A 20,888-nucleotide genomic window follows, 5' to 3' on the forward strand; every position below is an offset into this window, starting at 1 on the left:
TCATCACTTCCTAGCTGCCATCAGGCTTCTTTCAATTGTTCAAGAACTGCGTCCGCCATTGAGCTAATGAAAAGCGGGTCCGTATTCGGCATTGCCGGACGATAATACGATGCACCGATTTCATCACATACGACTTTACATTCGTAATCGTTATCATAAAGAACTTCCAAATGGTCCGAAACGAAGCCGACCGGTGTGTAAACGAATGTTGTGTAGCCTTCCTTCTCATGCAAATCACGTGTCAAATCTTGGACGTCCGGCCCGAGCCATGGCTCGCCCGTCTGCCCTTCACTTTGCCAGCCGACTGCATAATTTGCAACTTGTGCAGCTTCCGCAATCAATTTAGCAGTCTCTTCCAATTGGTCAGGATACGGATCCCCGAATTGCTTGATTTTTTCAGGCAAGGAGTGTGCTGAAACGATGAGGCATGCTTTTTCCCGCTCTGCCTCGCTCATGCTTTCATACGTGCTACGGATTTTATCGGACCAGTATTCGATGAATTTCGGCTGTTTGTACCAGCTGTCGACCGACGTAATGGAAATGCCGTATTTATCAGCTTCTTCTTTCGCACGCCCGTTGTATGATTTTACGGAGAATGACGAGTAATGTGGCGCCAATACGATGGACACCGCTTCCTTAATGCCATCAGCATTCATCTTTTCAACTGCTTCTTCAATGAACGGTGTTATATGCTTCAAACCGACGTAAACGGTAAATTCAATTTCGTCCTGCATTGCATTCAGACGGTCGCCAAGCGCGTTCGCTTGATTTTCCGTAATTTTCGCTAGAGGCGAGATGCCTCCGATTGCTTGATAACGCGACTTTAAGTCTTCCAGCTGTTCAGGAGCAGGTGGACGACCGCGCCGGATATGCGTGTAATACGGTTCGATATCTTCTTCTTTATATGGCGTTCCGTACGCCATAACTAAAAGTCCCATTTTCCTTTTTGTCATCAGTTGCACCTCATTACAATTTATTTGCGTAATTTATTTACGAAGCTGCGCGCTATATTCGTGAACAAACTCTGTGAGTCGTTTCAATGTTGCCGGTTGGACTTCCGGGAAGACGCCGTGGCCGAGGTTGAAAATATGGCTGCCGTGTTCGACGCCTTGTTCAACGATGACCTTCGCGCGCTCCTCGATAATATTCCAATCCGCCAACAGCAGCGAAGGATCCAAATTCCCTTGTAATGTCTTCGTCAATCCTCTTTCCCCAGCTTCCTTAATAGATAAACGCCAATCCAAACCGACGACGTCTACAGGAAGGTCATGCCATTCATTCGCCAAGTGGCTAGCCCCAACGCCAAACGTGATCAATGGCACGTTCAATTCGCGAAGCTCACTGAAAATACGTGTCATGACAGGTTTAATGAACGTTCTGTAATCGGACACATTCAATGCGCCGACCCATGAATCAAACACTTGGATGGCCGCCGCTCCCGCTTTCACTTGAGCTTTAATGGACGTGATTATTGTATCCCCTAATTTATCCATTAGCGCAAACCATGCTTCCGGCTCAGATACCATGAAAGATTTCGTCAAATTATAGCTTTTTGACGGACCGCCTTCGATCATATAGCTCGCTAATGTGAATGGCGCGCCTGCGAAGCCGATCAGCGGAACAGTCAATTGCTCTTTCAAGATTTTAATCGTATCGATAACGTAAGGGATATGATCCTCTGGTGAAAGCTCACCGAGATTATGGACGTCTTGCACCGAACGAATCGGATTTGAAATGACCGGGCCAACGCCCGCTTTTATTTTCACATCTACGCCGATTCCCGGAAGTGGCGTCACAATATCCTTATACAAAATCGCCGCGTCGACGTTGTAGTTGTCGACAGGAAGTTTTGTCACATAAGCGCAAAGCTCCGGCTGATGCGTAATCTCTTCTAGTGAATACTTTTCTTTGATTTTGCGGTATTCAGGCTGAGAACGCCCCGCTTGCCTCATGAACCAAACTGGCGTATGGTCGATTTTTTCTCCTCTAGCAGCACGAAGCAGTGTATCGTTAAATGTTGTCATAAATCGATTCCCCACTTTCTTTATAATAATTATCGAAGTTCACTTATTCGCTTTCAAATATAGACGTTTCTACTTTGAATGTATAGTGTTTCAGCTGTTTTGTCATGAAATTGTGCTCACTTTTCATCCTTGCCGCCATCAATTCGACAATGTTTGTTTTAATTGTCTGGTTAAGGGAAAATATGAGTACTACTTAATTTTGGCAGGAGGTATTGGGAATGTATATGTATTTGACTAGCGGTACGATTGATTTCATGGAAAAGATTCAACAGCGTCATTCTAATGAAGAGATGATTCTCATGCATGGCGGAGGACGGTCCCTTCTTGTGCATGAAACAGAAGGAAAGTCTGTCTTCCAAGCACCAAGGCGGTATGAAGTCGTTAGCTCTGCAGGTAAATTGAAGGCAGAAGGGTATTTTGTCTGCAACAACATACCTGTCACAGATGAAGGACGGCCTGTCTTCGAGCACCGTTTTTCAACAAACACCGGCAAGATTGAAAGCGAGAAAGGTTTCATCGCTTTCCGTCTTCTTCGCCCACTCGATTCTGACACTTATATTGTAATGACGGAATGGGAAGATCCGATTGATTATGACCGCTGGAAAAATTCGCAAGCGTTCAAGGACTCTCCTCATTCACTGAATATGAAAGAATTTGCAGGCAATACGACACATATTTTCGCAAGCGCTTCTTATTTAACGACTTATACTGCGAAAACAGATACCCAAGAATGATCGGATGATCGCATTGCGACCCCCGAAACGTATTGTTATAATTGTGAAAGTATAAATAACAGCGTTTCGAGAGGGGTAATGGAATGAATGAGCAATTGTTCGAGAAATTAGATCTGGCTTACGAGGATATGGTCGTCATCCGCAGACATCTGCATATGCACCCAGAATTATCTTTCAAAGAGGAGAAGACCGCACAATATATCCATGATTTTTACGCAGATCTCGGTGTTGAGGTACGCGCTGGCGTCGGCGGCAACGGTGTAGTCGCCCGTGTCAAAGGAGCACGTCCCGGCAAGACTGTTGCTTTGCGTGCTGATTTTGACGCATTGCCGATCCAAGATGAAAAAGACGTCCCTTACAAATCGACGGTTCCAGGCGTCATGCATGCTTGTGGGCATGATGGACATACAGCTGCATTACTTCAATTGGCGAAGGCAATCCACGAATTGCGGGAAGATCTCGCAGGAGAATACGTCTTCATTCACCAGCATGCTGAAGAATTCGCACCAGGTGGGGCCATTTCGATGATCGAGGACGGTTGCCTTGATGGTGTCGATGTCATTTTCGGCACACATCTTTGGTCGCTCATCCCCTTCAAAACTATCGAATATTTAACAGGTCCGGTCATGGCGGCTGCGGATCGGTTTGAGATTACGGTTCAAGGTGCAGGCGGTCACGGAGCAGCGCCTCACCAAACGAAGGACGCTGTCGTCATCGGTGCGCAGCTCGTCATGAACCTTCAGCAGCTCGTATCCCGTCGCGTTGATCCGATTGAATCTGCCGTATTGTCGGTCGGTTCATTCATCGCGGATAACGCGTTTAATGTTATCGCTGATTCGGCAAAGCTTGGCGGCACGGTGCGCACATTCGATCCTGATGTCCGCGACATGATGGAACGAGAAATGGCACGGGTCGTGGAAGGTACGGCACTTGCCAATAACTGTGAAATTCAGTTCGACTATTTCCGCGGATACCCTGCTGTCGTGAACCATAGAGAAGAAACCGAGCTCTTGAAACGCGTTGCTGAAACGATACCTGGCGTCGAGCACGTTGTGGAAAGCAAGCCGCAAATGGGCGGAGAAGACTTCGCTTACTATTTGGAAAAGGTGCCTGGCACTTTCTTCTTCACAGGTGCCCAGCCAGCAGAAACAACCTATCCTCACCATCATCCGAAATTCGATTTTGAGGAGCAGGCGATGTTGCTTGCAGCGAAAACGCTTGGCGCTGCCGCGTTGGATTATCAAGCTGAATAATACCCAACTCCCCGTTTACCGACGGGGTTTTTTCATTCAATAAAATGGTAGAATTGAACGTCTTATTGTATAGTTCAAATTATTCATTTAAAAGGCTTGTTTTTCTAATTCCTTATCCTATAATACTAGTGAGGGATGGAATAATTAGGATAGGAGGAAGTGGATTTGACTGAAGTCGTAACAAGGTATTATTTATCATTCGATACTCTCATGTTATTGCCAATTGAAGAAGGCAATAAAATCTTCACGAGGGTGATTGAACGGAATAGAACTCTGACAGTCCTGCAAAAACCGATACATATTGTAACCGGTTCCTGCACTTTCTATGGTGCGAGCTATAAAAATGTTATGAACACGTCTAGGCTATTATTTGGGGATAATAAGCAGAAGGCGCCTCTACTGACGGCAAACGCTTTCGGCATTCCATTAATCTTTATTCCGACGTTATCTCCTTCATCGGACCAAAATGTATGGATTTCTTCCCATGCAATCGATTTTTTTGAGACTGACGGTCTAGGTATTGCTGTTACATTGGAGAATGGGGGAAGGTACAAATTAGGAATTTCAATCACGACGATGTATCGCCAATATTCGTTGGCAAAATTGCTTGAGAGGAACTTTGTAAGAAAGCATAAGAACTTTGATCGTTCCTCTTTCCTATTTCCGCCTAATGACCCGCCGACTGATTATCCGACCTTGTAAAATACAGGTCCAATAATTCTTCTGTGCGATTGCGAAGTCGGACATTCAAATAGCGACGGTGGTCTTCGTAGCCGCCATGGATGAAAATGTATTCCGTGAACATGCTATCCCTCGTTTTCCGAATCAATTTCATGTTATGGCGGCGTAAATAAAACGTCGTTTCTTGCAGCTCGCTTTGGATCTGTTTGATCGAAGCGTCAATTCTTTTCAAGTAGGGTCCTTTCAATTTGAAGGGGCCCTTTTCAAATAGTTCCCGGTCGCGCTGCAACACGATCAGAACCATCGGCAAGTAGATCATGTTTTCAAAATGAGGCAATGCCTTCGCTGGAATTAAAGGCATTACGTTTTCCTCCCTTCAAAGGAACATTTGTTCCCATTATACATCCTTCATTTCTGGAAAGCAATATAGTGAAGGAAGGTAATTTTAACCGTTAAGAGCCGTTACTTTCCGTTTCAGGCGGACGCTTTCCGCGGGCACGGCTTCAATCTCCTCGTCGCTTCGCGTCTGCGGGGCTTTCAGCTCGTGCTGTTCCCGCTGGAGTCGCCGCCTTCCACTCCAAGTAACTCAAGCACGAATACTAATAATTTCATAAACAGAATGAAAAAACTGCCCCAGCAAAATTGCTTGGACAGTGTTAGTTTGTGGATAGTGTTAGTTTGTGGATATTTAATTGTATATAAACGTTATTTCTGTTCTTCCATATAATAAACGGAGTTCACTTTCCAGTCTCCATCCTCTTTTGTGAAGACGGTGACTTGCCTGCCGTCGCGGTTCGTCTCTAGGCCCGTGGATTTTTGTTTCATTTTCGTTACCAAATTGGCGAACACTTGGGCTTCCCCCGTCTCCTCGTCAAACTTCACAATTGTAATATCTTTTGCCTCGCGAGACAGTTCAAACTGTTCAAATGCACTTTCGATATACTCGCGCTCTTCCTCCAAATTGAAGCTTTTCGGCTTCTTGGAAAGCGTGCTCATATATTCATCGATGTCCTGATTGTTGAACGCGTGGATATATGTATCGAACGACTTGATGATCAGCTCTTTCTCTTCCGCTGGCACGTTTGCAGCTTCTTCAATCGTGCCGCCTGACAAGTTGAAGCCAACTTTATTGTCATCGCTATTTTCATCTACGCCATGATCAATTGAACCAAATTCACTCGGTTTTTCCCCGTCATTCACCGAACCTTGGTTTGACGAAGTATCTTCCTTTTTCGAACATGCACCGAGAATAAGCACGAATATAAGCATTGAGAAAACGAACATTTTTTTCATTATTCTTCCTCCTATACAGTAAAAGGGACCTTCTATAAGAAGGCCCCTTTTATTATAACATTATTTCACTTCAACCCAACCGTTTTTGATTGCCGTGACAACCGCTTGTGTACGGTCGTTGACACCCATTTTCTGCAAGATGCTCGAAACATGGTTTTTAACCGTTTTTTCGGAAATGAAAAGCGTCTCCCCAATCGTACGGTTGCTTTGTCCATCTGTCAACAGCTGCAATACTTCACATTCACGCTTCGTCAATAAGTGAAGCGGACGGCGAATGTCGTTTTGTTGGAATGATCCTTTATGTTCACGTTCGCTCAGGCGACGGAATTCTGACACGAGGTTATGTGTCACTTTCGGATGTAAATAAGATCCGCCTGCAGCGACGACTTTAATAGCTTGTACAATTGCGTCTGCGTCCATTTCTTTCAGCATATAACCGAGCGCACCCGATTTCAATGCATGTGACACGTATGATTCGTCATCATGGATGGAAAGCATGATCACTTTCGCTTCCGGAAATTCGTTTTTTAGATTTTCCGTTGCTTCCACTCCGTTCATTCCAGGCATATTGATGTCCATCAATACGACATCCGGCTCAAAGCGGCGGTATAGCTCAACAACTTCGCTGCCGTCGTCTCCTTCTCCTACTACATCGAATGAATCTTCAAAATCAAGGATTCTCTTAACACCTTCACGGAATAGCTGATGATCATCTACAATTAAAATTTTCGTCATTGTCATTCCCTCCCAATACTCTATTCAATTATATTTTCATGTAACGGAATACGGAATAGTACAGTTGTGCCCTTGCCAATTGTCGACATGATTTTCATCTCGCCTTTTAGCAGTTCGACGCGCTCCCGCATCCCTATAATGCCAAATGATTTATCTTTAGTTTGATTCGGGTCAAATCCTTTTCCGTTATCCTTCACGACAATATTCATTGTATCACGAAGCCATTCGACTTTCACCCAAACATCTCTTGAATTTCCATGTTTAAGTGCATTTGAGATACATTCTTGGACGAGTCTGAAAATCGCCACTTCGATGCTTGACTCAAATCTTTTCTCCGTTCCATTATTCATGAAATGGATTGTGACACCTTTTTCATATTCCATGACTGTCGAAGAATATTTTCGGAGCGTCGGAATCAAACCGAGGTCATCCAATGCCATCGGACGCAAGTCATAGATGATGCGTCGGACTTCAAGAAGGGCGTTCCGGACCATCTCTTTCAATTGATTCAGTTCGGACAAGGCAGCATTCGGACCTTTTTCGGAAAACGTCTTTTCAATGAGTCCCGATCTGAGCAGCACATTGGCAAGCATCTGCGCTGGACCATCGTGAATGTCACGCGATAGTCGTTTTCGTTCCTCTTCTTGAGCTTGGATGATTTGAATGGCGAACTCTTGTTTTTGTCGGGCTGTTTCAAGCACTTCCCCGACCTTTTTCAAATCAGAAGTCAAATATGTAATGACCGTCGTCACTTGATTGACAAGATGATCCGCCTTTTCAATCGTTTCCAAAAGGGCGGCAATGCGCCGGTCCAACTCGTCCCTTCGAACACGCAATTGCTTTTCTTCCATTCGGTTGATGGATAATCTGACGAGTAAATCATTAGCAACTTCGTACGCTTGACGTACTTCTTCTTCTGAGTAGTTCATAAAGTTTTTAGAAACATCCGCCAGCCGTCGTCGGGATTGGCGAGTCATATCCTCCAAATAATCACCTTCAGTGATTACCCGGGAAATATCTTCTTTAATAATAACAAGTTCGGTTTGCATCTCTTGGAAGGTTTGACGGCTTTGCTCGCTTATAGTGAAGATGTCATTCTTGGATTGATCCATCACATTAACCATATTGTCGAATATTTTTTCCAAGTTTTGGATATCCATCGTCTTTTCTGCCATCTCAACCCCTCCCTTCTGGAATGCGAAAAAAGCTAAACATAGGCAATGTTGCAGTATTCCTTGATTCCTTATACACTTTATTATTATATCATCATAAAACTAATTGCGTATTAAGATTGTATTACAAGTGATAGGAGTGCTGCAAATGCGAGCAGATTATAAAACAGTCAATTTGGCAGGTGAAAGTGAAATCGTCATTCAGAAATCCAGATTCCTGACGTACGTCAAGCGTGTTGAGACGGAACAAGAAGCAATGGACTTCATTCAAGATATAAAAAAGATGCATCATACAGCAACGCATAACTGTTCAGCCTACATCATCGGTGAGCACGATCAAATCCAGAAGGCAAATGACGATGGAGAGCCTTCGGGCACAGCAGGGGTCCCTATGCTGGAAGTACTAAAGAAACAAGGATTGAAAGATACAGCTGTTGTCGTAACACGCTATTTTGGCGGCATTAAATTAGGAGGCGGCGGCCTCATCCGCGCATATGGCCGCGCAACTACCGAAGGAATCGCCGCGACAGGCATCGTCGAACGTAAACTTCACGCGCTCATGAAAGTATCCATCGATTATACATGGCTCGGAAAAGTTGAGAATGAAGCTAGGCAATCGCCTTATCCACTTAAAGAAATTCTATATGAAGAAGACGTCAGCTTACTATTAAATGTTCCTATAGCAAAGACGGATGCCTTCATTAGTTGGATGACGGAATTGACGAACGGCCAAGCAGAAATTTCTGAAGTCTCAACTTCATTCCTCGAATTCGATTTGTGATAATAGTATACGACCAAGGAAATTAATAGTATAATGGGGAAAGTTGACGATTCATTGTTTATTTTGCAAGATTCTGTTCTTGTTTGCGTCAACTTTCCGTTGTTCATTGAACATTAAATTTGCTTGGGAAGATTCCTTAGCCAATGGTGGAGGCCAAAACAAGCCATGAAAAGAAAAGACTATAGAAAAATGAAAAAGAAGACATCTAAAGGTCGTCTAGCTATTAAGATCGGCTTATTAGTTTCGCTAACTGCCTTGCTTGCAATTGCAGCATATGGACTTTCATTGAGAAACCAGGCGGAGCAGGCAGTCGATCGAGCGTATGAAGCCGTTCCTGCTACACAGAAATCCGAATTGAGGGCCGAAGCGAAAGTGGAGCCAGCGAAAGACAACGTATCCGTCCTTTTGATCGGTGTGGATGACAGTGAAGCGCGCATGCAAGGAGACAGCCATAGTCGTTCGGATGCCCTTCTCGTCGCTACGTTCAATCCAGAGGAAAAGTCAGTGAAATTGCTAAGCATTCCGCGTGATTCGTACGTCTACATCCCGAAGGTCGGGTATAAAGACAAAATCACTCATGCCCATGCATTTGGCGGAACGCATGCATCGATTGAATCAGTTGAAGAAATGCTTGATATCCCAATCGATTACTACGTGAAAATGAACTTTAATGCATTCATCGAAGTTGTAGATGCATTAGGCGGAATTGAAGTCGATGTTCCGTACAATAGACTAGAAAAAGATGAAAACGATAAAAACACAATTCAATTAGTAAAAGGCTTACAAACGCTTGACGGTAGACATGCTCTCGCTTTAGCGCGTACACGTAAGCTCGACAGTGATTTGGAGCGCGGAAAACGTCAACAAATGATTTTGCAAGCAATCATTAAAGAGATGGTGTCAGTCAAATCCATCGCGAAATATGGTGATGTCATCGATGCTGTCGGAGACAATATGAAAACTGACATGACTTTCAAAGAAATGACTTCCTTCTGGGAATATGCAAAAGGCGGCATGCCACAAATTGACTCACTCAATTTGCAAGGCTATGACGATTGGTCAACAGGAACCTATTATTATAAATTGAACGAAAATGATTTAGAGAATGTGAGTCAACTATTGAAAGCCCATTTAGGCTTGATTCCTGACTCTTCCTCGTTAACGGATAGCAACAATCCAAATGTTGTCGGAACAACGGATGAAACCGCTGAAGGCAGCGATGGTTATTGAATTAGACACCCCACTGATCATTTCAGTGGGGTATTTTTTATATGCACAATAAAAAAAGTGATATGCGAGATTTCGCATATCACCGTATTATACAGCATTCATTATTTTCCAATCATACGAACTAAATTCAATAATGGCCGGTAATTCGTTCCGGCGAGACCGATGATTTCAACGAACAACTCAATTGCGAGAAGCATGACGATGATGAGTACAATCGCGCCCCATACAGTCGCTTGCGAGAAAAGAACTGCAGCTACACCGAAAAGGATAGCAAGTCCATAGATGATCAGGACAGTCTGTCGATGTGAGAACCCTGCCCGCAGCAAGCAATGGTGCAAATGCGATTTATCCGGCGCGGAAATCTTTTGCTTCATCCGCACACGACGGATGATTGCGAAGAACGTATCCGAAATCGGAACGCCAAGTATGATAATCGGAATGATAAGTGAAATCATCGTGACGTTTTTATATCCCAATAGCGCCAATACCGAAATCATATAGCCAAGGAATAAAGCTCCCGTATCCCCCATGAATATTTTCGCTGGGTGGAAATTATAGAACAAGAAGCCAAGTGCACTCGCAGCCAAAATGGCAGCTGTCGCGACAACAAACATTTCTCCCATGATCATCGCCATGACAGAGATGGAAATGAGTGCGATCGTGGAAACACCCGCCGCCAGTCCATCCAATCCGTCGATGAGATTAATAGCATTTGTAATGCCGACAATCCAAAGAATCGTGATTGGGATACTTAAATAGCCAAAATCAATCGGGCCGAAAAATGGCAAGTTAATAAATTCAATTTGTAAGCCGCCCCACGTAACGACGACGATCGCTGCAGCCATTTGGCCTAACATCTTCGCCTTGGCGGTAATTTCAAGCATATCATCGAGGAAGCCTGTAATAATGATGATGACGGCTCCAACAAGAATTCCGATAGCGTGCTCATCAGACGGACGAAGCAATAAATAACCGATGACAAAAGCACCGAAAATTGCCATCCCTCCGATACGCGGCATAACGGATGCATGCACCTTCCGATAATTCGGATGATCAACTGCTCCGATACGGAACGCGAATTTTATGACGAGCGGAGTCAGTATGATGGAAGCTATGAATGCAGCAGCCATTGCAAGGAATAACATGTCCTTCCTCCCCGTAAATAACAATAATTTAATTAGCCACAAGTATTATAGCACAGCTGTCAATGGAAAGCACCCAAGTTCGTGAATCTGGGTACTCGAGACTACTATACCCGGTTAGCAGAAAGACTACCCTTTCTATATCGCTACAATTTCTTAACAAGGTAGTCTTTTCGCATATAGTTTGATAAAATAGAACCTGTATCCTTAATAGAAGGATTAAATAAAGGAGCGTCCATCATATGTTATCAATTTTTAAACGTTCAAATCAAACGAGCGAACGACAACTTCGCAAATATCGTAAAGTTGTCCAACACATAAATGACTTAGAATCAAAATACGAAACATTATCCGATGAAGAACTTGCACATATGACAGAAGTGTTCAAAGTGCAAATCCAAGAAGGCGAAACTGTACAGGCAATTTTACCAGACGCATTCGCAGTCGTCCGCGAAGCATCCAAGCGAGTATTAGGCATGCGTCATTTTGACGTTCAGCTTATCGGCGGAATGGTATTGGCTGAAGGCAATATTGCAGAAATGCCGACTGGTGAAGGAAAGACGCTTGTCGCTTCCCTGCCATCCTATTTGCGCGCGCTTGAAGGAAAAGGTGTGCACGTTATTACAGTTAATGATTATCTTGCGAAACGTGACTACGATCAGATCGGTCAAATTCACCGCTTCCTCGGATTGACGGTCGGCTTGAACGTCCCGATGATGCAAGGACCTGCGAAGCAGAAAGCGTATATGGCTGACATTACATACGGCGTCGGAACTGAGTTCGGTTTTGATTACCTCCGTGACAATATGGTTCAGCATACTTCCCAAAAGGTTCAACGTCCGTATCACTTCGCAATTATCGATGAAGTGGACAGCGTCTTAATCGACGAAGCGAAAACACCGTTGATCGTTGCAGGTAAAATGCAAGCGGATCCTGATCTTCATTTCATCGCAGCGAGACTCGCGAAGCGTTTCAAAAAAGGTGTGGACTTTGAATTTGATGAAGAAACGAAAGCGACTTCACTAACGGAAACTGGAATTGAGAAGGTAGAAAAAGCTTTCGGCATCGATAATCTGTACGAACTTGAGCATCAGACACTCTATCATTATATGATTCAAGCCGTTCGCGCCTATGTCATTTTCAAACGTGATGTCGATTATATTGTGAAAGATGACAAGATTGAGCTAGTCGATATGTTCACGGGGCGAATCATGGAGGGGCGTACCCTATCTGATGGTCTTCACCAGGCGATCGAGGCGAAGGAAGGGTTGCCGATCACTGATGAAAATAAAGCCCAAGCGCAAATTACAATCCAAAACTATTTCCGGATGTATCCTAAGCTTAGCGGTATGACAGGAACGGCAAAGACACAGGAAAAGGAATTCCGTGAAGTGTATAACATGGAAGTCATCCAAATCCCGACGAACCGCCCACGTGCCCGCATCGATTCGCCGGACCGAGTCTATCAGACAATCGAACAAAAATACGAAGCGGTAGCGAAGGAAGTAGCGGAGCGCCATAAAAAAGGACAGCCTGTGCTCGTCGGAACGACTTCCATTCTCCAATCTGAAAAAGTTGCGGAGTTTTTAGACCGTGAAAAACTTGAGTATCATCTATTGAATGCAAAAAGTGTTGAGCAGGAAGTAGATCTCATCTCCCAAGCAGGTCAACGTGGCCATATTACTGTTGCTACAAATATGGCGGGACGCGGAACAGACATTATGCTCGGTGAAGGCGTCGAAGAACTTGGCGGTCTATTCGTCCTCGGCACGGAAAAACACGAAAGCCGCCGGATCGACAACCAGCTGCGCGGACGTTCAGGACGTCAAGGCGACCATGGCGAAAGTCAATTTTTCCTCTCGCTTGAAGATGACATGTTCAAACGCTTCGCGAAGGAAGACCTTGAGAAGTTCAATAAAAAAGTCGTTGTTAACGAAGATGGACTCGTCCAAAACGCTGATGTGAACGAACTGACAGAACGGACACAGCGGATTGTTGAAGGTGCACACTTCGCTATGCGTGAATACAACTTAAAACTTGACGATGTCATTAATGACCAACGCGGCGTTCTTTATTCGTTGCGAGATAAAGTTCTCGAGCGCACAAACCTTCTCGACCAATTGAAGATAATGGTGTCCGAAGCTGTGGAATTCGTCGTTTATGATAGCTGCCCGGAACATGAAACTCCGGATAACTTTGATTTCGACCGAATTGAGAGGACGATGAACGGACTATTACTAGAAACGGTCACGCTCCCACGTAATTTGGAACGACCAGTAGACGTATTGAAGTTTTATGAAGAGCCGGTTGCCGATCTGTTTGCGTATCTTGATTCATTTGCCGAAAATGAGCAGGTGAACGAAATCATCCCTCAAGTCATGTTAAGCCATATCGATACGATGTGGGTGAAACATCTGGATGTGATGGCTCGTCTTAAGGAAGGTATCGGATTGCGGTCATATGGACAAGAAGATCCAATGCGTATTTATCAACGTGAAGGCTTGCAATTATTCGGTACGCATTATCAGAAGCTACGCCGGAATATCGCATCCGAAGTTATCGGCTTTATGAAGCTTATTTCACAACAACAGGAGGCCCAAGAATCATGAAACTTTTCAACTTATTTAAGAAAACCGAAAAAACGGGTTCAGACAGCACAATTAATTCAGAAGAAATTCTAGAAGGCAGCGCACAGGCGAAAGGCACGGATGAAGTGGAAACAACGCTTTCCCTTCATCCGGAGTGGGCTCTTTCCCAAGAACAGGAATATGTTTTCCGTTTCCTTGCGAATGAATTGGAACCATTGAAACCGAACCAAATCTCCCTATCCGGCATCGACATCGATGTCGAACCGGCAAATGGAAGCTGGCTCGTCAAATCATTTTTCCGTTCTTCATTGGAACAGTCGATTTCTGTCGGCTCTGTCGAATTGATGCTCCTTGACGCGGATGGAAAAACATTGGCGTCACAGGAATTCGATTTGAAGGAATTGGGCGACATTCCAGGGAAGAGCGCTCGTCCTTGGGTATTCGTGTTCACGAAGGACAACATCTTTGCGGAAGAGCCGCCTGCAGAAAACTGGAAGCTCGCGTTCAACGTACAATCGATGGTGCCCCATAAACTTGAGCTGGAACAAGCTTGGGAAGACGGCTTAACTGCCGAGCAAAAAGAGGCGCTTGAAAAAGTAGTTGAAAACATGCCGAAGTTGAAGCCGCGCGAAGTGAACTTCGCAGGTTTCCAAGTGAAAAAACAAGAAGACGGAAGCATTGCTGCATCCATCTTCATCCGCAACGGACACTCAAAGCAGATCAATATCGAAAAGCTTCCATTGGAACTAGTCGATGCGACAGGCGAAATCGTCGCACGCGGCTCATTCGATTTAGCACCGCTTTCCGTTAAAGCGAACACATCGAAGCCATGGACGTTCATTTATCCGAAGGAAATGGTTCAAAAAGAAGAGCCAGACTTCTCCCGTTGGACAATCCGTGTACCACAGTAATGATAAAAAAGTGAAAGCCGCGAATTTCGCGGCTTTTTTCTATGAGGTAGAAAACGTTTTGCGCGAGTTGTGTAGGCTTTTGCGCGAGTTTAGACCTATTATGCTCATCTCATTACTTTGGACCTATCAACATATCAAAATAAAAAAAACGGATTCCCCATAAAGGAATCCGTTTTGAACTTTATTTATTGAACGCCACGTCATTAGCGCCTGAAATGCGTTTCGCTCCGACATATCGCTTGCCCCAGTAATGAGGGTCGTTAAGTTTATCGATCCGCACGCCTTTTGAAGTTGATGCATGTGCAAAATTACCATCGCCTACGTAGATGCCGACGTGGGAAACCCCTTTGCCAGTTGTATTAAAAAACACAAGATCCCCTTCGATAAGATCGCTCTTATCGACCTTTTCCCCGGATGCATACATACCTGATGAAGTGCGGGATAGCTTAATGCCATGTTGATTGAAGACATAACTTACATACCCGGAACAATCAAATCCAGCTGTTGTTGTGCCGCCATAAGCATACCGAATGCCAATTAGGCTTGAAGCCGTTTCTGAAATTGAAGCCGAGTCGGATGATGATGCTTCAGCTTGACCAATGGTAGGTGTGAACAATAATACAAAGACAATCGCAAAAAATGCAATCGACTTTTGCATGCGTGAAAGTATTCTCATATGATCCCCCGAATTTTTATTTATCTGAATAAATCATCTGAGATTACTTTACCATGTACTATGCTCGTCCAATATTACATTTCGGTAACAGAAATATTACAAAAATCCACAAAATATTCTCTTTGAAACATTCTTGTCATTATTCTTCCCATAAGAAAAAGCCGCATCCGACAAGGACACGGCTCTCCATTAAAATTATAATTCTAAGTCTGTAATAATTGTTACGTCGTTATGTTCGAGCAGGTATGTGATCGTCCAGTCCGGATCGATTTTGCCTTCGAGCACTTTTGTAATCGCTGGGCGTTTTTTCTCACCGAATGCGAGGAGAACCAATTTTTTGGCACTCATAATAGAGGCGATTCCCATTGTCAATGCTGTGTTAGGGATTTTCTCGTCGTTTTCAAAGTATTGGCTGTTTACACCGAGTGTCGATTCAGTCAAAGTTGCAACGTGTGTGACGGAATCTTTCGGAGTGCCAGGTTCATTGAACGCGATATGTCCGTTTTCACCGACGCCGAGTAGTTGAATATCGAGCTTTGCATCTTGCAATGCTTTCTCATATCGTTTGCACTCTGCTTCGAGATCCTCTGCCATGCCGTCCGGTATATTCGTATCTTTGAATTTTTTCTTGCTGAATAAGTTATCTTTCATGAAGTATGCATAGCTATTCGGGCTGGATGCAGGCAAGCCGACGTATTCATCTAGATTGAATGTCGTCACATCCGAAAAGTCCAGCTCCGATTCTGTCAATTTTTTATAGACAGGGATCATTGTACTTCCTGTTGCCAATCCAAGCACATGAAGTCGATTATGCTCAAGTTCTTCTTTTATCAACTCAAAAAAGCGTTCCGCTCCTTTTTCAGGGCTTTCAACTTGAATAAGTTTACATTTTTCCATTCTTCTCAACCGACTTTCATTATAGATTTGGTCTTACTGTCTTATTTTAATTTCCAAAAACAGTATGGTCAATAAAACGAATAATTTACACAAAAAGACTGACCACACTTCTATTCCCTTTCTTTTTCTTCCGAAACACATTTCGTCTGCGAAAACGTATATGTCTAATTTTTGAAGACGATGTGAACAAAATGTGGACTCTTTCGTAAATTGCAGATTCATAGGGATTTCCCTAATTCTCTATTTTCCCCTCGTGCTTATGATAAAAGTATGAGCTAACAACTTCAATGCAGGAGGTGGAAAGTATGGCTACAAGCAATTCCAAGAAGCGCCCGGCAGAACAATCCGGCAATCCTCATACCGGCATCAATCTGAAAGGGACCTTCATCTCAGTCATGCTGTTAGGTGTCTTCATCCTAGTAACATGGTTTGGACTTTACGCACTATTTTTATCTAGATAATGAGACTCATTAGGAGGAAATACGATGCATTTGCATAAATACGAAAAGATTTGGCTTACATTCGGATTGGGTTCTCTCGCACTTTTCCTTGTAATTATCGGATTCGCAGCTTTCTGGAAAGGGACACATCCAATGAGTCATATCGAAACGATCGACCCACAAAACGTCGAAGCGCACGAATCTTTCAAACCTGAAAATCTCGGCCTTCGTGAAGTGGCGGAAGGCAAATATACCGTCAATATCGTTGCTTCCGCGTTCAACTACGATTTTGGCACAGATGCAGACGGAAAACCTGTTAAAAAAATCCGCGTGCCAAAAGGTTCCACTGTTTTATTCCAGATCACTACTAAGGACGTCGTGCACGGGTTCCAAGTTGCAGGCACGAATGTCAACATGATGGTTGAGCCAGGACACGTAAGTCGGCTTGAAACAGTCATGAAAAACACCGGCGAATTTACTGTCGTCTGCAATGAGTATTGCGGTATCGGCCACCATCAAATGTTTGCAACCGTGGAGGTGTATGAATGATGTTGAAAAACTATCTGTTCCCGAAGAAGGAAGCCCGGCTCTACATGGCGTTCATGCATGTAACATTTGCTTCCTTGCTCATAGGCGGGCTTATGGGACTCTTGCAAACTCTGTCCCGTTCCGGCCAATTCCAATTGCCATTCGGAATTAACTACTACACGATTTTAACGGTGCACGGCGTCATTTTAGGTTTAGTATTAACAACGTTTTTCATCGTCGGTTTCCAATTTGCCCTTATGGGGAAGACGGTCGGTATTTCTGATAAACAATACAAATGGGGCTGGGTTGCGTTTTGGACAATGCTCGTCGGTACAGTTATCGCAGCGACGACAATTTTAGTAGGGCAAGCGAACGTACTGTACACATTCTATGCTCCTTTGCGTGCACATGCTGCATTTTATATCGGTTTGGCATTAGTCATCGTCGGCAGCTGGATAGCTGTTTTTGTCAACTTCCGTCAGCTGTACGTTTGGAAGAAAGCGAATCCGGGACAAAAATCTCCATTGCTCGCATTCATGGTCGTTATCAATATGGCGATGTGGTTCATCGCATCTCTCGGTGTCGCTACTTCCGTATTAATTCAATTCATCCCTTGGTCTTTAGGATACGCGGCGACAATCAACGTCTTATTGAGCCGTACGCTTTTCTGGTATTTCGGCCATCCGCTCGTCTATTTCTGGCTGCTCCCTGCATATATGGCATGGTATGCAATCATCCCGAAAATTATTGGCGGCAAATTGTTCAGCGACTCGCTTGCAAGGCTATCATTCATCCTTTTGCTTATGTTTTCGATTCCGGTCGGATTCCATCACCAGTTGACAGAGCCTGGTATTGATCCCACATGGAAATTCATCCAAGTTGTCTTGACATTCATGGTTGTCATACCGACTTTAATGACGGCGTTTTCCATCTTTGCAACATTTGAAACGACAGGCCGCCGGAAAGGTCATAAAGGGCTTTTCGGTTGGTTCAAGCATTTGCCTTGGAAGGACGTTCGTTTTCTTGCACCATTCATCGGCATGGTGGCATTCATTCCTGGCGGCGCTGGCGGTATCGTCAATGCTTCCCACCAAATGAATACGCTCATCCATAATACGATATGGGTGACAGGACATTTCCACTTGACGGTTGCAACGACAGTCATCTTAACATATTTCGGTATTGCCTATTGGCTCGTTCCCCATTTGACAGGAAGAAGATTAACACCGAAATTAAACAAGCTTGGGATCATTCAAACGATCGTTTGGACAGTCGGGATGACGATCATGTCGACATCTATGCATATTCAAGGTCTCCTTGGCGGCCCGAGGCGTTCAAACTTTTCGACTTACGCTGGCGGCGCGCAAGTCGATACGTGGATCAGCTATCAAATTGCGCAAGCTGTCGGAGGTACAATTCTTTTCATCGGCATCATCATGATGATCTATATCTTCATCCAGCTCGCATTCTTTGCACCACGCGGCGTTCAGGAATTCCCGATTGCGGAAGAAGAAGTGGACGCCGATCCGACTCCAAAAATCTTGGAAAATTGGTATTTATGGATCGGAATAACAGTCGCTCTTATCCTATTCGCTTATACTATTCCAGTCTTCGACATTATTAAGCATTCCCCACCGGGATCATTGCCATTCGACTGGCCGATTGGGCGATAATATACAAAAGCGAAGAGCATAAAGTTTGTAACAATAATAAAGCCTTACGCTTCGGTATTTTCCGTAGCGTAAGGCTTATCTTCATTATAACGCGGAAGGCAAAAGCAATTTTCTGCCTCGCCTATGAGTGTGGATCAAATCATTAATTTCTTCGACAGGGAGAGGCTTGCTGAAATAATATCCTTGCAGCTCGGAACAGCCGAACTCCTTCAGAAGATCCCATTGCTCTTTCGTTTCGACACCTTCACCAATCGTCTGCAGACCGAGCATTTCGGCTAAATGAATGATCGTTTGGACGATGCCGGAACTTTTCGGATCATTACCGAGACCATTGATGAACTGGCGATCAATCTTAATTTGCTGGATCGGGAAATGCTGTAAATAAATGAATGCAGAATACCCTTTCCCAAAATCATCGATGGAAACAGAATAACCCATTTTTTGCAATAGAGTAATCCGGTTGGCGACAGCTTCCGTATCTTCCAAAGCGACATTTTCTGTTATTTCCAACATAATATTTTTCGGTTTAATGTTCGCTTCAGCGATGCATGTATCCAAATAGGAAGGAAGATTATGATGGAGGAAATGCCTTGGTGATAAATTGACCGACACCGTTATATGCTTCAACCCCTCCTCTTTCCACTCCCGCACCTGTTCAGCTGCTTGCTTGATCACCCATTCACCAATCGGTATGATAAGTCCGGTCGATTCGGCGAGCTCTATAAACTCCCCTGGGAAAATGAGGCCGCGTTCCGGATGCTGCCATCGGATCAACGCTTCAAAGCCTATCACTTCTCCCGTCCGGCAATTCACTTGCGGCTGAAAGTGCAATTTGAATTCATTCAAATCGAGGCCTTTACGCAAGTTCATTTCCGAAAGCATCGTCTCTTTCAAATATGTATGCATCTCTGGATTGTAAAGCCTCCCGCTTTTACGGACAAACGCCTCTTTTCCTGATTGCAATGCCATATATGCCGCCTGAACACCATATTTCACGTTTGTCGCATGCTCTGGATAGACAGAGGCACCATAGCTGAAAGTCAAATACAATTCTTGTCCGCTTACATGCATCGGACGCTTCAATCGATTGACAATCTGCTCGATCTTCTCCATTTCGCTTTCCAATTCTCCGCTAAAAGGAAGGAAAATGATGAAATGATCGAAAGCCAATCTTGCAGTTTGTGCAGGATATTGGAACAATCTCTTCAAACGATTCGCTGTGATCATTAATATTTGATCTGCGCCATCAGGTCCGAGCACGCTTTGCATATTGGTATATTGATCGAGTACTAGATATATGAAGACTCCCCGCTGCCCTTTTTCGAAACCTTCAATTTGCTCGATTACCTTTTCTGTGAATGAATATTGATTATTGAGCCCGGTCAATGGATCGACATAAGCAAGACTATGCACATGTTCCTCCACTTCGATTCTCTCAAGCCGGTCAAAAATAAATGAGAGCATATCTGCAATGGATGCAACTAGGACTTTATCGAGATATGTCCATGTTCTCGAATGAACCGACTCGCAGCAGATAACACCACCAATCCCTCTACTTAAGATAATCGTAGCGTCAATAAGCGATTTCACTTCCTTATCAGCGTAAAATGGATTGTGCAGCAATTCTTTCATTGCCTGATCTGTTGAAACGTCTGAAATCGCTAATATCCGCTCTTGTTGGACCGCTTCAAAATAAGATGGCAACTCTTCGGCACGGATTATTTCTCCAGATGTATGAGTTGATCTATTTTTGTGGAATGTATTTTGTGCGGTCAAGAGCGTTCGTTTTTCATTAAATAACCAAATGCTCACACGATCGCAAGCCATTATCTTTGATATGCGAATGCATAATTCTTCTAAGACAGGGGCAATCGATTTTCGTGAAAGGTCCGACTGCTTCGCCTGCTTAAATATGAATTCCTGCTTCTTTTGAAGCTCCTCTAAAATTAAGTTGAGTTCTTCTTGAGTACGATTCATCGGCGTTATGCATCCCCTTTCTACCTACTACTATACCTACCCCTTTCTATCGACAAAATTCCAATTTTTTTGAGAGATAATACGTATTTTTACATAATTCTTTTCGAAGTATATGGTATACTGAATGAATAGTCACTCATTTAACGGTAAGGA

Annotated in this window: 20 protein-coding genes; 10 read left to right on the plus strand and 10 right to left on the minus strand. The window is 44.0% G+C overall.

From position 1 onward, the window contains the following. Positions 1-20: 20 nt before the first annotated feature. Together hemH and hemE are read right to left on the minus strand one after the other, a co-directional pair. Complete coding sequence (gene hemH / locus ACR65H_RS09215) at positions 21-953, minus strand: ferrochelatase (RefSeq protein ID WP_440499878.1); 933 nt, start codon at positions 951-953, stop codon at positions 21-23. Positions 954-986: 33 nt separating this feature from the next. Next, the gene (gene hemE / locus ACR65H_RS09220; RefSeq protein WP_440499879.1) at positions 987-2,024 is read right to left on the minus strand and encodes a uroporphyrinogen decarboxylase; all 1,038 of its coding nucleotides are present in this window, start codon (positions 2,022-2,024) and stop codon (positions 987-989) included. Positions 2,025-2,242: 218 nt separating this feature from the next. On the opposite strand from hemE, the gene ACR65H_RS09225 reads away from it, so the two are divergent. The 3 genes from ACR65H_RS09225 (at position 2,243) to ACR65H_RS09235 (ending at position 4,713) form a co-directional block, all read left to right on the plus strand. Beyond that, positions 2,243-2,758 (plus strand): antibiotic biosynthesis monooxygenase family protein, encoded by a 516-nt coding sequence (locus ACR65H_RS09225; protein ID WP_440499880.1) that lies wholly within the window; start codon positions 2,243-2,245, stop codon positions 2,756-2,758. Between the two features lie 83 nt (positions 2,759-2,841). Beyond that, positions 2,842-4,011: a M20 metallopeptidase family protein gene (locus ACR65H_RS09230; protein ID WP_440499881.1), complete on the plus strand. Its 1,170-nt coding sequence runs from the start codon at positions 2,842-2,844 to the stop codon at positions 4,009-4,011. Between the two features lie 165 nt (positions 4,012-4,176). Further along, the gene (locus ACR65H_RS09235) at positions 4,177-4,713 is read left to right on the plus strand and encodes a competence protein ComK (RefSeq protein ID WP_440499882.1); all 537 of its coding nucleotides are present in this window, start codon (positions 4,177-4,179) and stop codon (positions 4,711-4,713) included. On the opposite strand, the gene ACR65H_RS09240 is transcribed toward ACR65H_RS09235, so the two are convergent. From ACR65H_RS09240 to ACR65H_RS09255, 4 genes are all read right to left on the minus strand, one after another. Further along, positions 4,679-5,053, minus strand: a complete 375-nt coding sequence (locus ACR65H_RS09240; RefSeq protein ID WP_440499884.1) for a YhjD family protein — start codon at positions 5,051-5,053, stop codon at positions 4,679-4,681. The two genes, ACR65H_RS09235 and ACR65H_RS09240, sit on opposite strands and share 35 nt — an antisense overlap. Positions 5,054-5,397: 344 nt before the next feature. Continuing rightward, the gene (locus tag ACR65H_RS09245; protein ID WP_440499885.1) at positions 5,398-5,985 is read right to left on the minus strand and encodes a nuclear transport factor 2 family protein; all 588 of its coding nucleotides are present in this window, start codon (positions 5,983-5,985) and stop codon (positions 5,398-5,400) included. Positions 5,986-6,045: 60 nt separating this feature from the next. Next, positions 6,046-6,720, minus strand: coding sequence for a response regulator (locus ACR65H_RS09250; RefSeq protein ID WP_440499886.1), 675 nt, complete (start codon positions 6,718-6,720; stop codon positions 6,046-6,048). Positions 6,721-6,740: 20 nt separating this feature from the next. Continuing rightward, positions 6,741-7,895: a sensor histidine kinase gene (locus ACR65H_RS09255; RefSeq protein WP_440499887.1), complete on the minus strand. Its 1,155-nt coding sequence runs from the start codon at positions 7,893-7,895 to the stop codon at positions 6,741-6,743. Between the two features lie 145 nt (positions 7,896-8,040). Here ACR65H_RS09255 and ACR65H_RS09260 point away from each other — a divergent pair, with 145 nt between their 5' ends. Then, the gene (locus ACR65H_RS09260) at positions 8,041-8,673 is read left to right on the plus strand and encodes a YigZ family protein (RefSeq protein WP_440499888.1); all 633 of its coding nucleotides are present in this window, start codon (positions 8,041-8,043) and stop codon (positions 8,671-8,673) included. A 165-nt stretch (positions 8,674-8,838) separates the two neighbouring features. After that, positions 8,839-9,903 (plus strand): LCP family protein, encoded by a 1,065-nt coding sequence (locus tag ACR65H_RS09265; RefSeq protein ID WP_440499889.1) that lies wholly within the window; start codon positions 8,839-8,841, stop codon positions 9,901-9,903. A gap of 101 nt (positions 9,904-10,004) precedes the next feature. Here the strand turns inward: ACR65H_RS09265 and ACR65H_RS09270 are convergent, their stop codons facing one another. Further along, complete coding sequence (locus tag ACR65H_RS09270; RefSeq protein ID WP_440499890.1) at positions 10,005-11,048, minus strand: glycosyltransferase family 4 protein; 1,044 nt, start codon at positions 11,046-11,048, stop codon at positions 10,005-10,007. 239 nt (positions 11,049-11,287) lie between these two features. Here ACR65H_RS09270 and secA2 point away from each other — a divergent pair, with 239 nt between their 5' ends. Together secA2 and ACR65H_RS09280 are read left to right on the plus strand one after the other, a co-directional pair. Further along, positions 11,288-13,654 carry an accessory Sec system translocase SecA2 gene (gene secA2, locus ACR65H_RS09275; protein ID WP_440499892.1) on the plus strand — a complete coding sequence of 789 codons (2,367 nt, stop codon included), beginning with the start codon at positions 11,288-11,290 and terminating at the stop codon, positions 13,652-13,654. Then, positions 13,651-14,544, plus strand: a complete 894-nt coding sequence (locus ACR65H_RS09280; protein WP_440499893.1) for an accessory Sec system S-layer assembly protein — start codon at positions 13,651-13,653, stop codon at positions 14,542-14,544. Before secA2 ends, ACR65H_RS09280 begins: the two co-directional genes overlap by 4 nt. A gap of 181 nt (positions 14,545-14,725) precedes the next feature. On the opposite strand, the gene ACR65H_RS09285 is transcribed toward ACR65H_RS09280, so the two are convergent. Then, complete coding sequence (locus ACR65H_RS09285) at positions 14,726-15,220, minus strand: C40 family peptidase (protein WP_440499894.1); 495 nt, start codon at positions 15,218-15,220, stop codon at positions 14,726-14,728. Positions 15,221-15,415: 195 nt separating this feature from the next. Next, positions 15,416-16,117, minus strand: coding sequence for a glucosamine-6-phosphate deaminase (locus ACR65H_RS09290; RefSeq protein ID WP_440499895.1), 702 nt, complete (start codon positions 16,115-16,117; stop codon positions 15,416-15,418). A 305-nt stretch (positions 16,118-16,422) separates the two neighbouring features. Here ACR65H_RS09290 and ACR65H_RS09295 point away from each other — a divergent pair, with 305 nt between their 5' ends. Genes ACR65H_RS09295 through ACR65H_RS09305 form a run of 3 tightly spaced genes read left to right on the plus strand, consistent with a single transcriptional unit; the run spans position 16,423 to position 18,758 of the window. Beyond that, positions 16,423-16,578 carry a cytochrome c oxidase subunit 2A gene (locus ACR65H_RS09295; protein ID WP_440499896.1) on the plus strand — a complete coding sequence of 52 codons (156 nt, stop codon included), beginning with the start codon at positions 16,423-16,425 and terminating at the stop codon, positions 16,576-16,578. Positions 16,579-16,602: 24 nt separating this feature from the next. Next, positions 16,603-17,106 carry a cytochrome c oxidase subunit II gene (locus ACR65H_RS09300; RefSeq protein WP_440499897.1) on the plus strand — a complete coding sequence of 168 codons (504 nt, stop codon included), beginning with the start codon at positions 16,603-16,605 and terminating at the stop codon, positions 17,104-17,106. Beyond that, positions 17,103-18,758 carry a b(o/a)3-type cytochrome-c oxidase subunit 1 gene (locus ACR65H_RS09305; RefSeq protein WP_440499898.1) on the plus strand — a complete coding sequence of 552 codons (1,656 nt, stop codon included), beginning with the start codon at positions 17,103-17,105 and terminating at the stop codon, positions 18,756-18,758. Before ACR65H_RS09300 ends, ACR65H_RS09305 begins: the two co-directional genes overlap by 4 nt. Positions 18,759-18,842: 84 nt before the next feature. On the opposite strand, the gene ACR65H_RS09310 is transcribed toward ACR65H_RS09305, so the two are convergent. Further along, positions 18,843-20,735, minus strand: coding sequence for a sensor domain-containing phosphodiesterase (locus tag ACR65H_RS09310; RefSeq protein ID WP_440499899.1), 1,893 nt, complete (start codon positions 20,733-20,735; stop codon positions 18,843-18,845). Between the last annotated feature and the right edge of the window lie 153 nt (positions 20,736-20,888).

The organism is Sporosarcina sp. SAFN-015, assembly GCF_059415085.1.

Coding starts and splice junctions, on each gene's coding strand:
- ACR65H_RS09270 (WP_440499890.1), bottom strand. CDS start 11,048: ATGTTATTCCTTGCAATGGCTGCTGCATTCATAGCTTCCATCATACTG.
- ACR65H_RS09260 (WP_440499888.1), top strand. CDS start 8,041: ATGCGAGCAGATTATAAAACAGTCAATTTGGCAGGTGAAAGTGAAATC.
- ACR65H_RS09300 (WP_440499897.1), top strand. CDS start 16,603: ATGCATTTGCATAAATACGAAAAGATTTGGCTTACATTCGGATTGGGT.
- ACR65H_RS09290 (WP_440499895.1), bottom strand. CDS start 16,117: ATGGAAAAATGTAAACTTATTCAAGTTGAAAGCCCTGAAAAAGGAGCG.
- ACR65H_RS09240 (WP_440499884.1), bottom strand. CDS start 5,053: ATGCCTTTAATTCCAGCGAAGGCATTGCCTCATTTTGAAAACATGATC.
- ACR65H_RS09225 (WP_440499880.1), top strand. CDS start 2,243: ATGTATATGTATTTGACTAGCGGTACGATTGATTTCATGGAAAAGATT.
- ACR65H_RS09230 (WP_440499881.1), top strand. CDS start 2,842: ATGAATGAGCAATTGTTCGAGAAATTAGATCTGGCTTACGAGGATATG.
- ACR65H_RS09255 (WP_440499887.1), bottom strand. CDS start 7,895: ATGGCAGAAAAGACGATGGATATCCAAAACTTGGAAAAAATATTCGAC.
- ACR65H_RS09245 (WP_440499885.1), bottom strand. CDS start 5,985: ATGAAAAAAATGTTCGTTTTCTCAATGCTTATATTCGTGCTTATTCTC.
- secA2 (WP_440499892.1), top strand. CDS start 11,288: ATGTTATCAATTTTTAAACGTTCAAATCAAACGAGCGAACGACAACTT.
- ACR65H_RS09310 (WP_440499899.1), bottom strand. CDS start 20,735: ATGAATCGTACTCAAGAAGAACTCAACTTAATTTTAGAGGAGCTTCAA.
- ACR65H_RS09285 (WP_440499894.1), bottom strand. CDS start 15,220: ATGAGAATACTTTCACGCATGCAAAAGTCGATTGCATTTTTTGCGATT.
- ACR65H_RS09295 (WP_440499896.1), top strand. CDS start 16,423: ATGGCTACAAGCAATTCCAAGAAGCGCCCGGCAGAACAATCCGGCAAT.
- ACR65H_RS09265 (WP_440499889.1), top strand. CDS start 8,839: ATGAAAAGAAAAGACTATAGAAAAATGAAAAAGAAGACATCTAAAGGT.
- hemE (WP_440499879.1), bottom strand. CDS start 2,024: ATGACAACATTTAACGATACACTGCTTCGTGCTGCTAGAGGAGAAAAA.
- ACR65H_RS09250 (WP_440499886.1), bottom strand. CDS start 6,720: ATGACGAAAATTTTAATTGTAGATGATCATCAGCTATTCCGTGAAGGT.
- ACR65H_RS09305 (WP_440499898.1), top strand. CDS start 17,103: ATGATGTTGAAAAACTATCTGTTCCCGAAGAAGGAAGCCCGGCTCTAC.
- ACR65H_RS09280 (WP_440499893.1), top strand. CDS start 13,651: ATGAAACTTTTCAACTTATTTAAGAAAACCGAAAAAACGGGTTCAGAC.
- hemH (WP_440499878.1), bottom strand. CDS start 953: ATGACAAAAAGGAAAATGGGACTTTTAGTTATGGCGTACGGAACGCCA.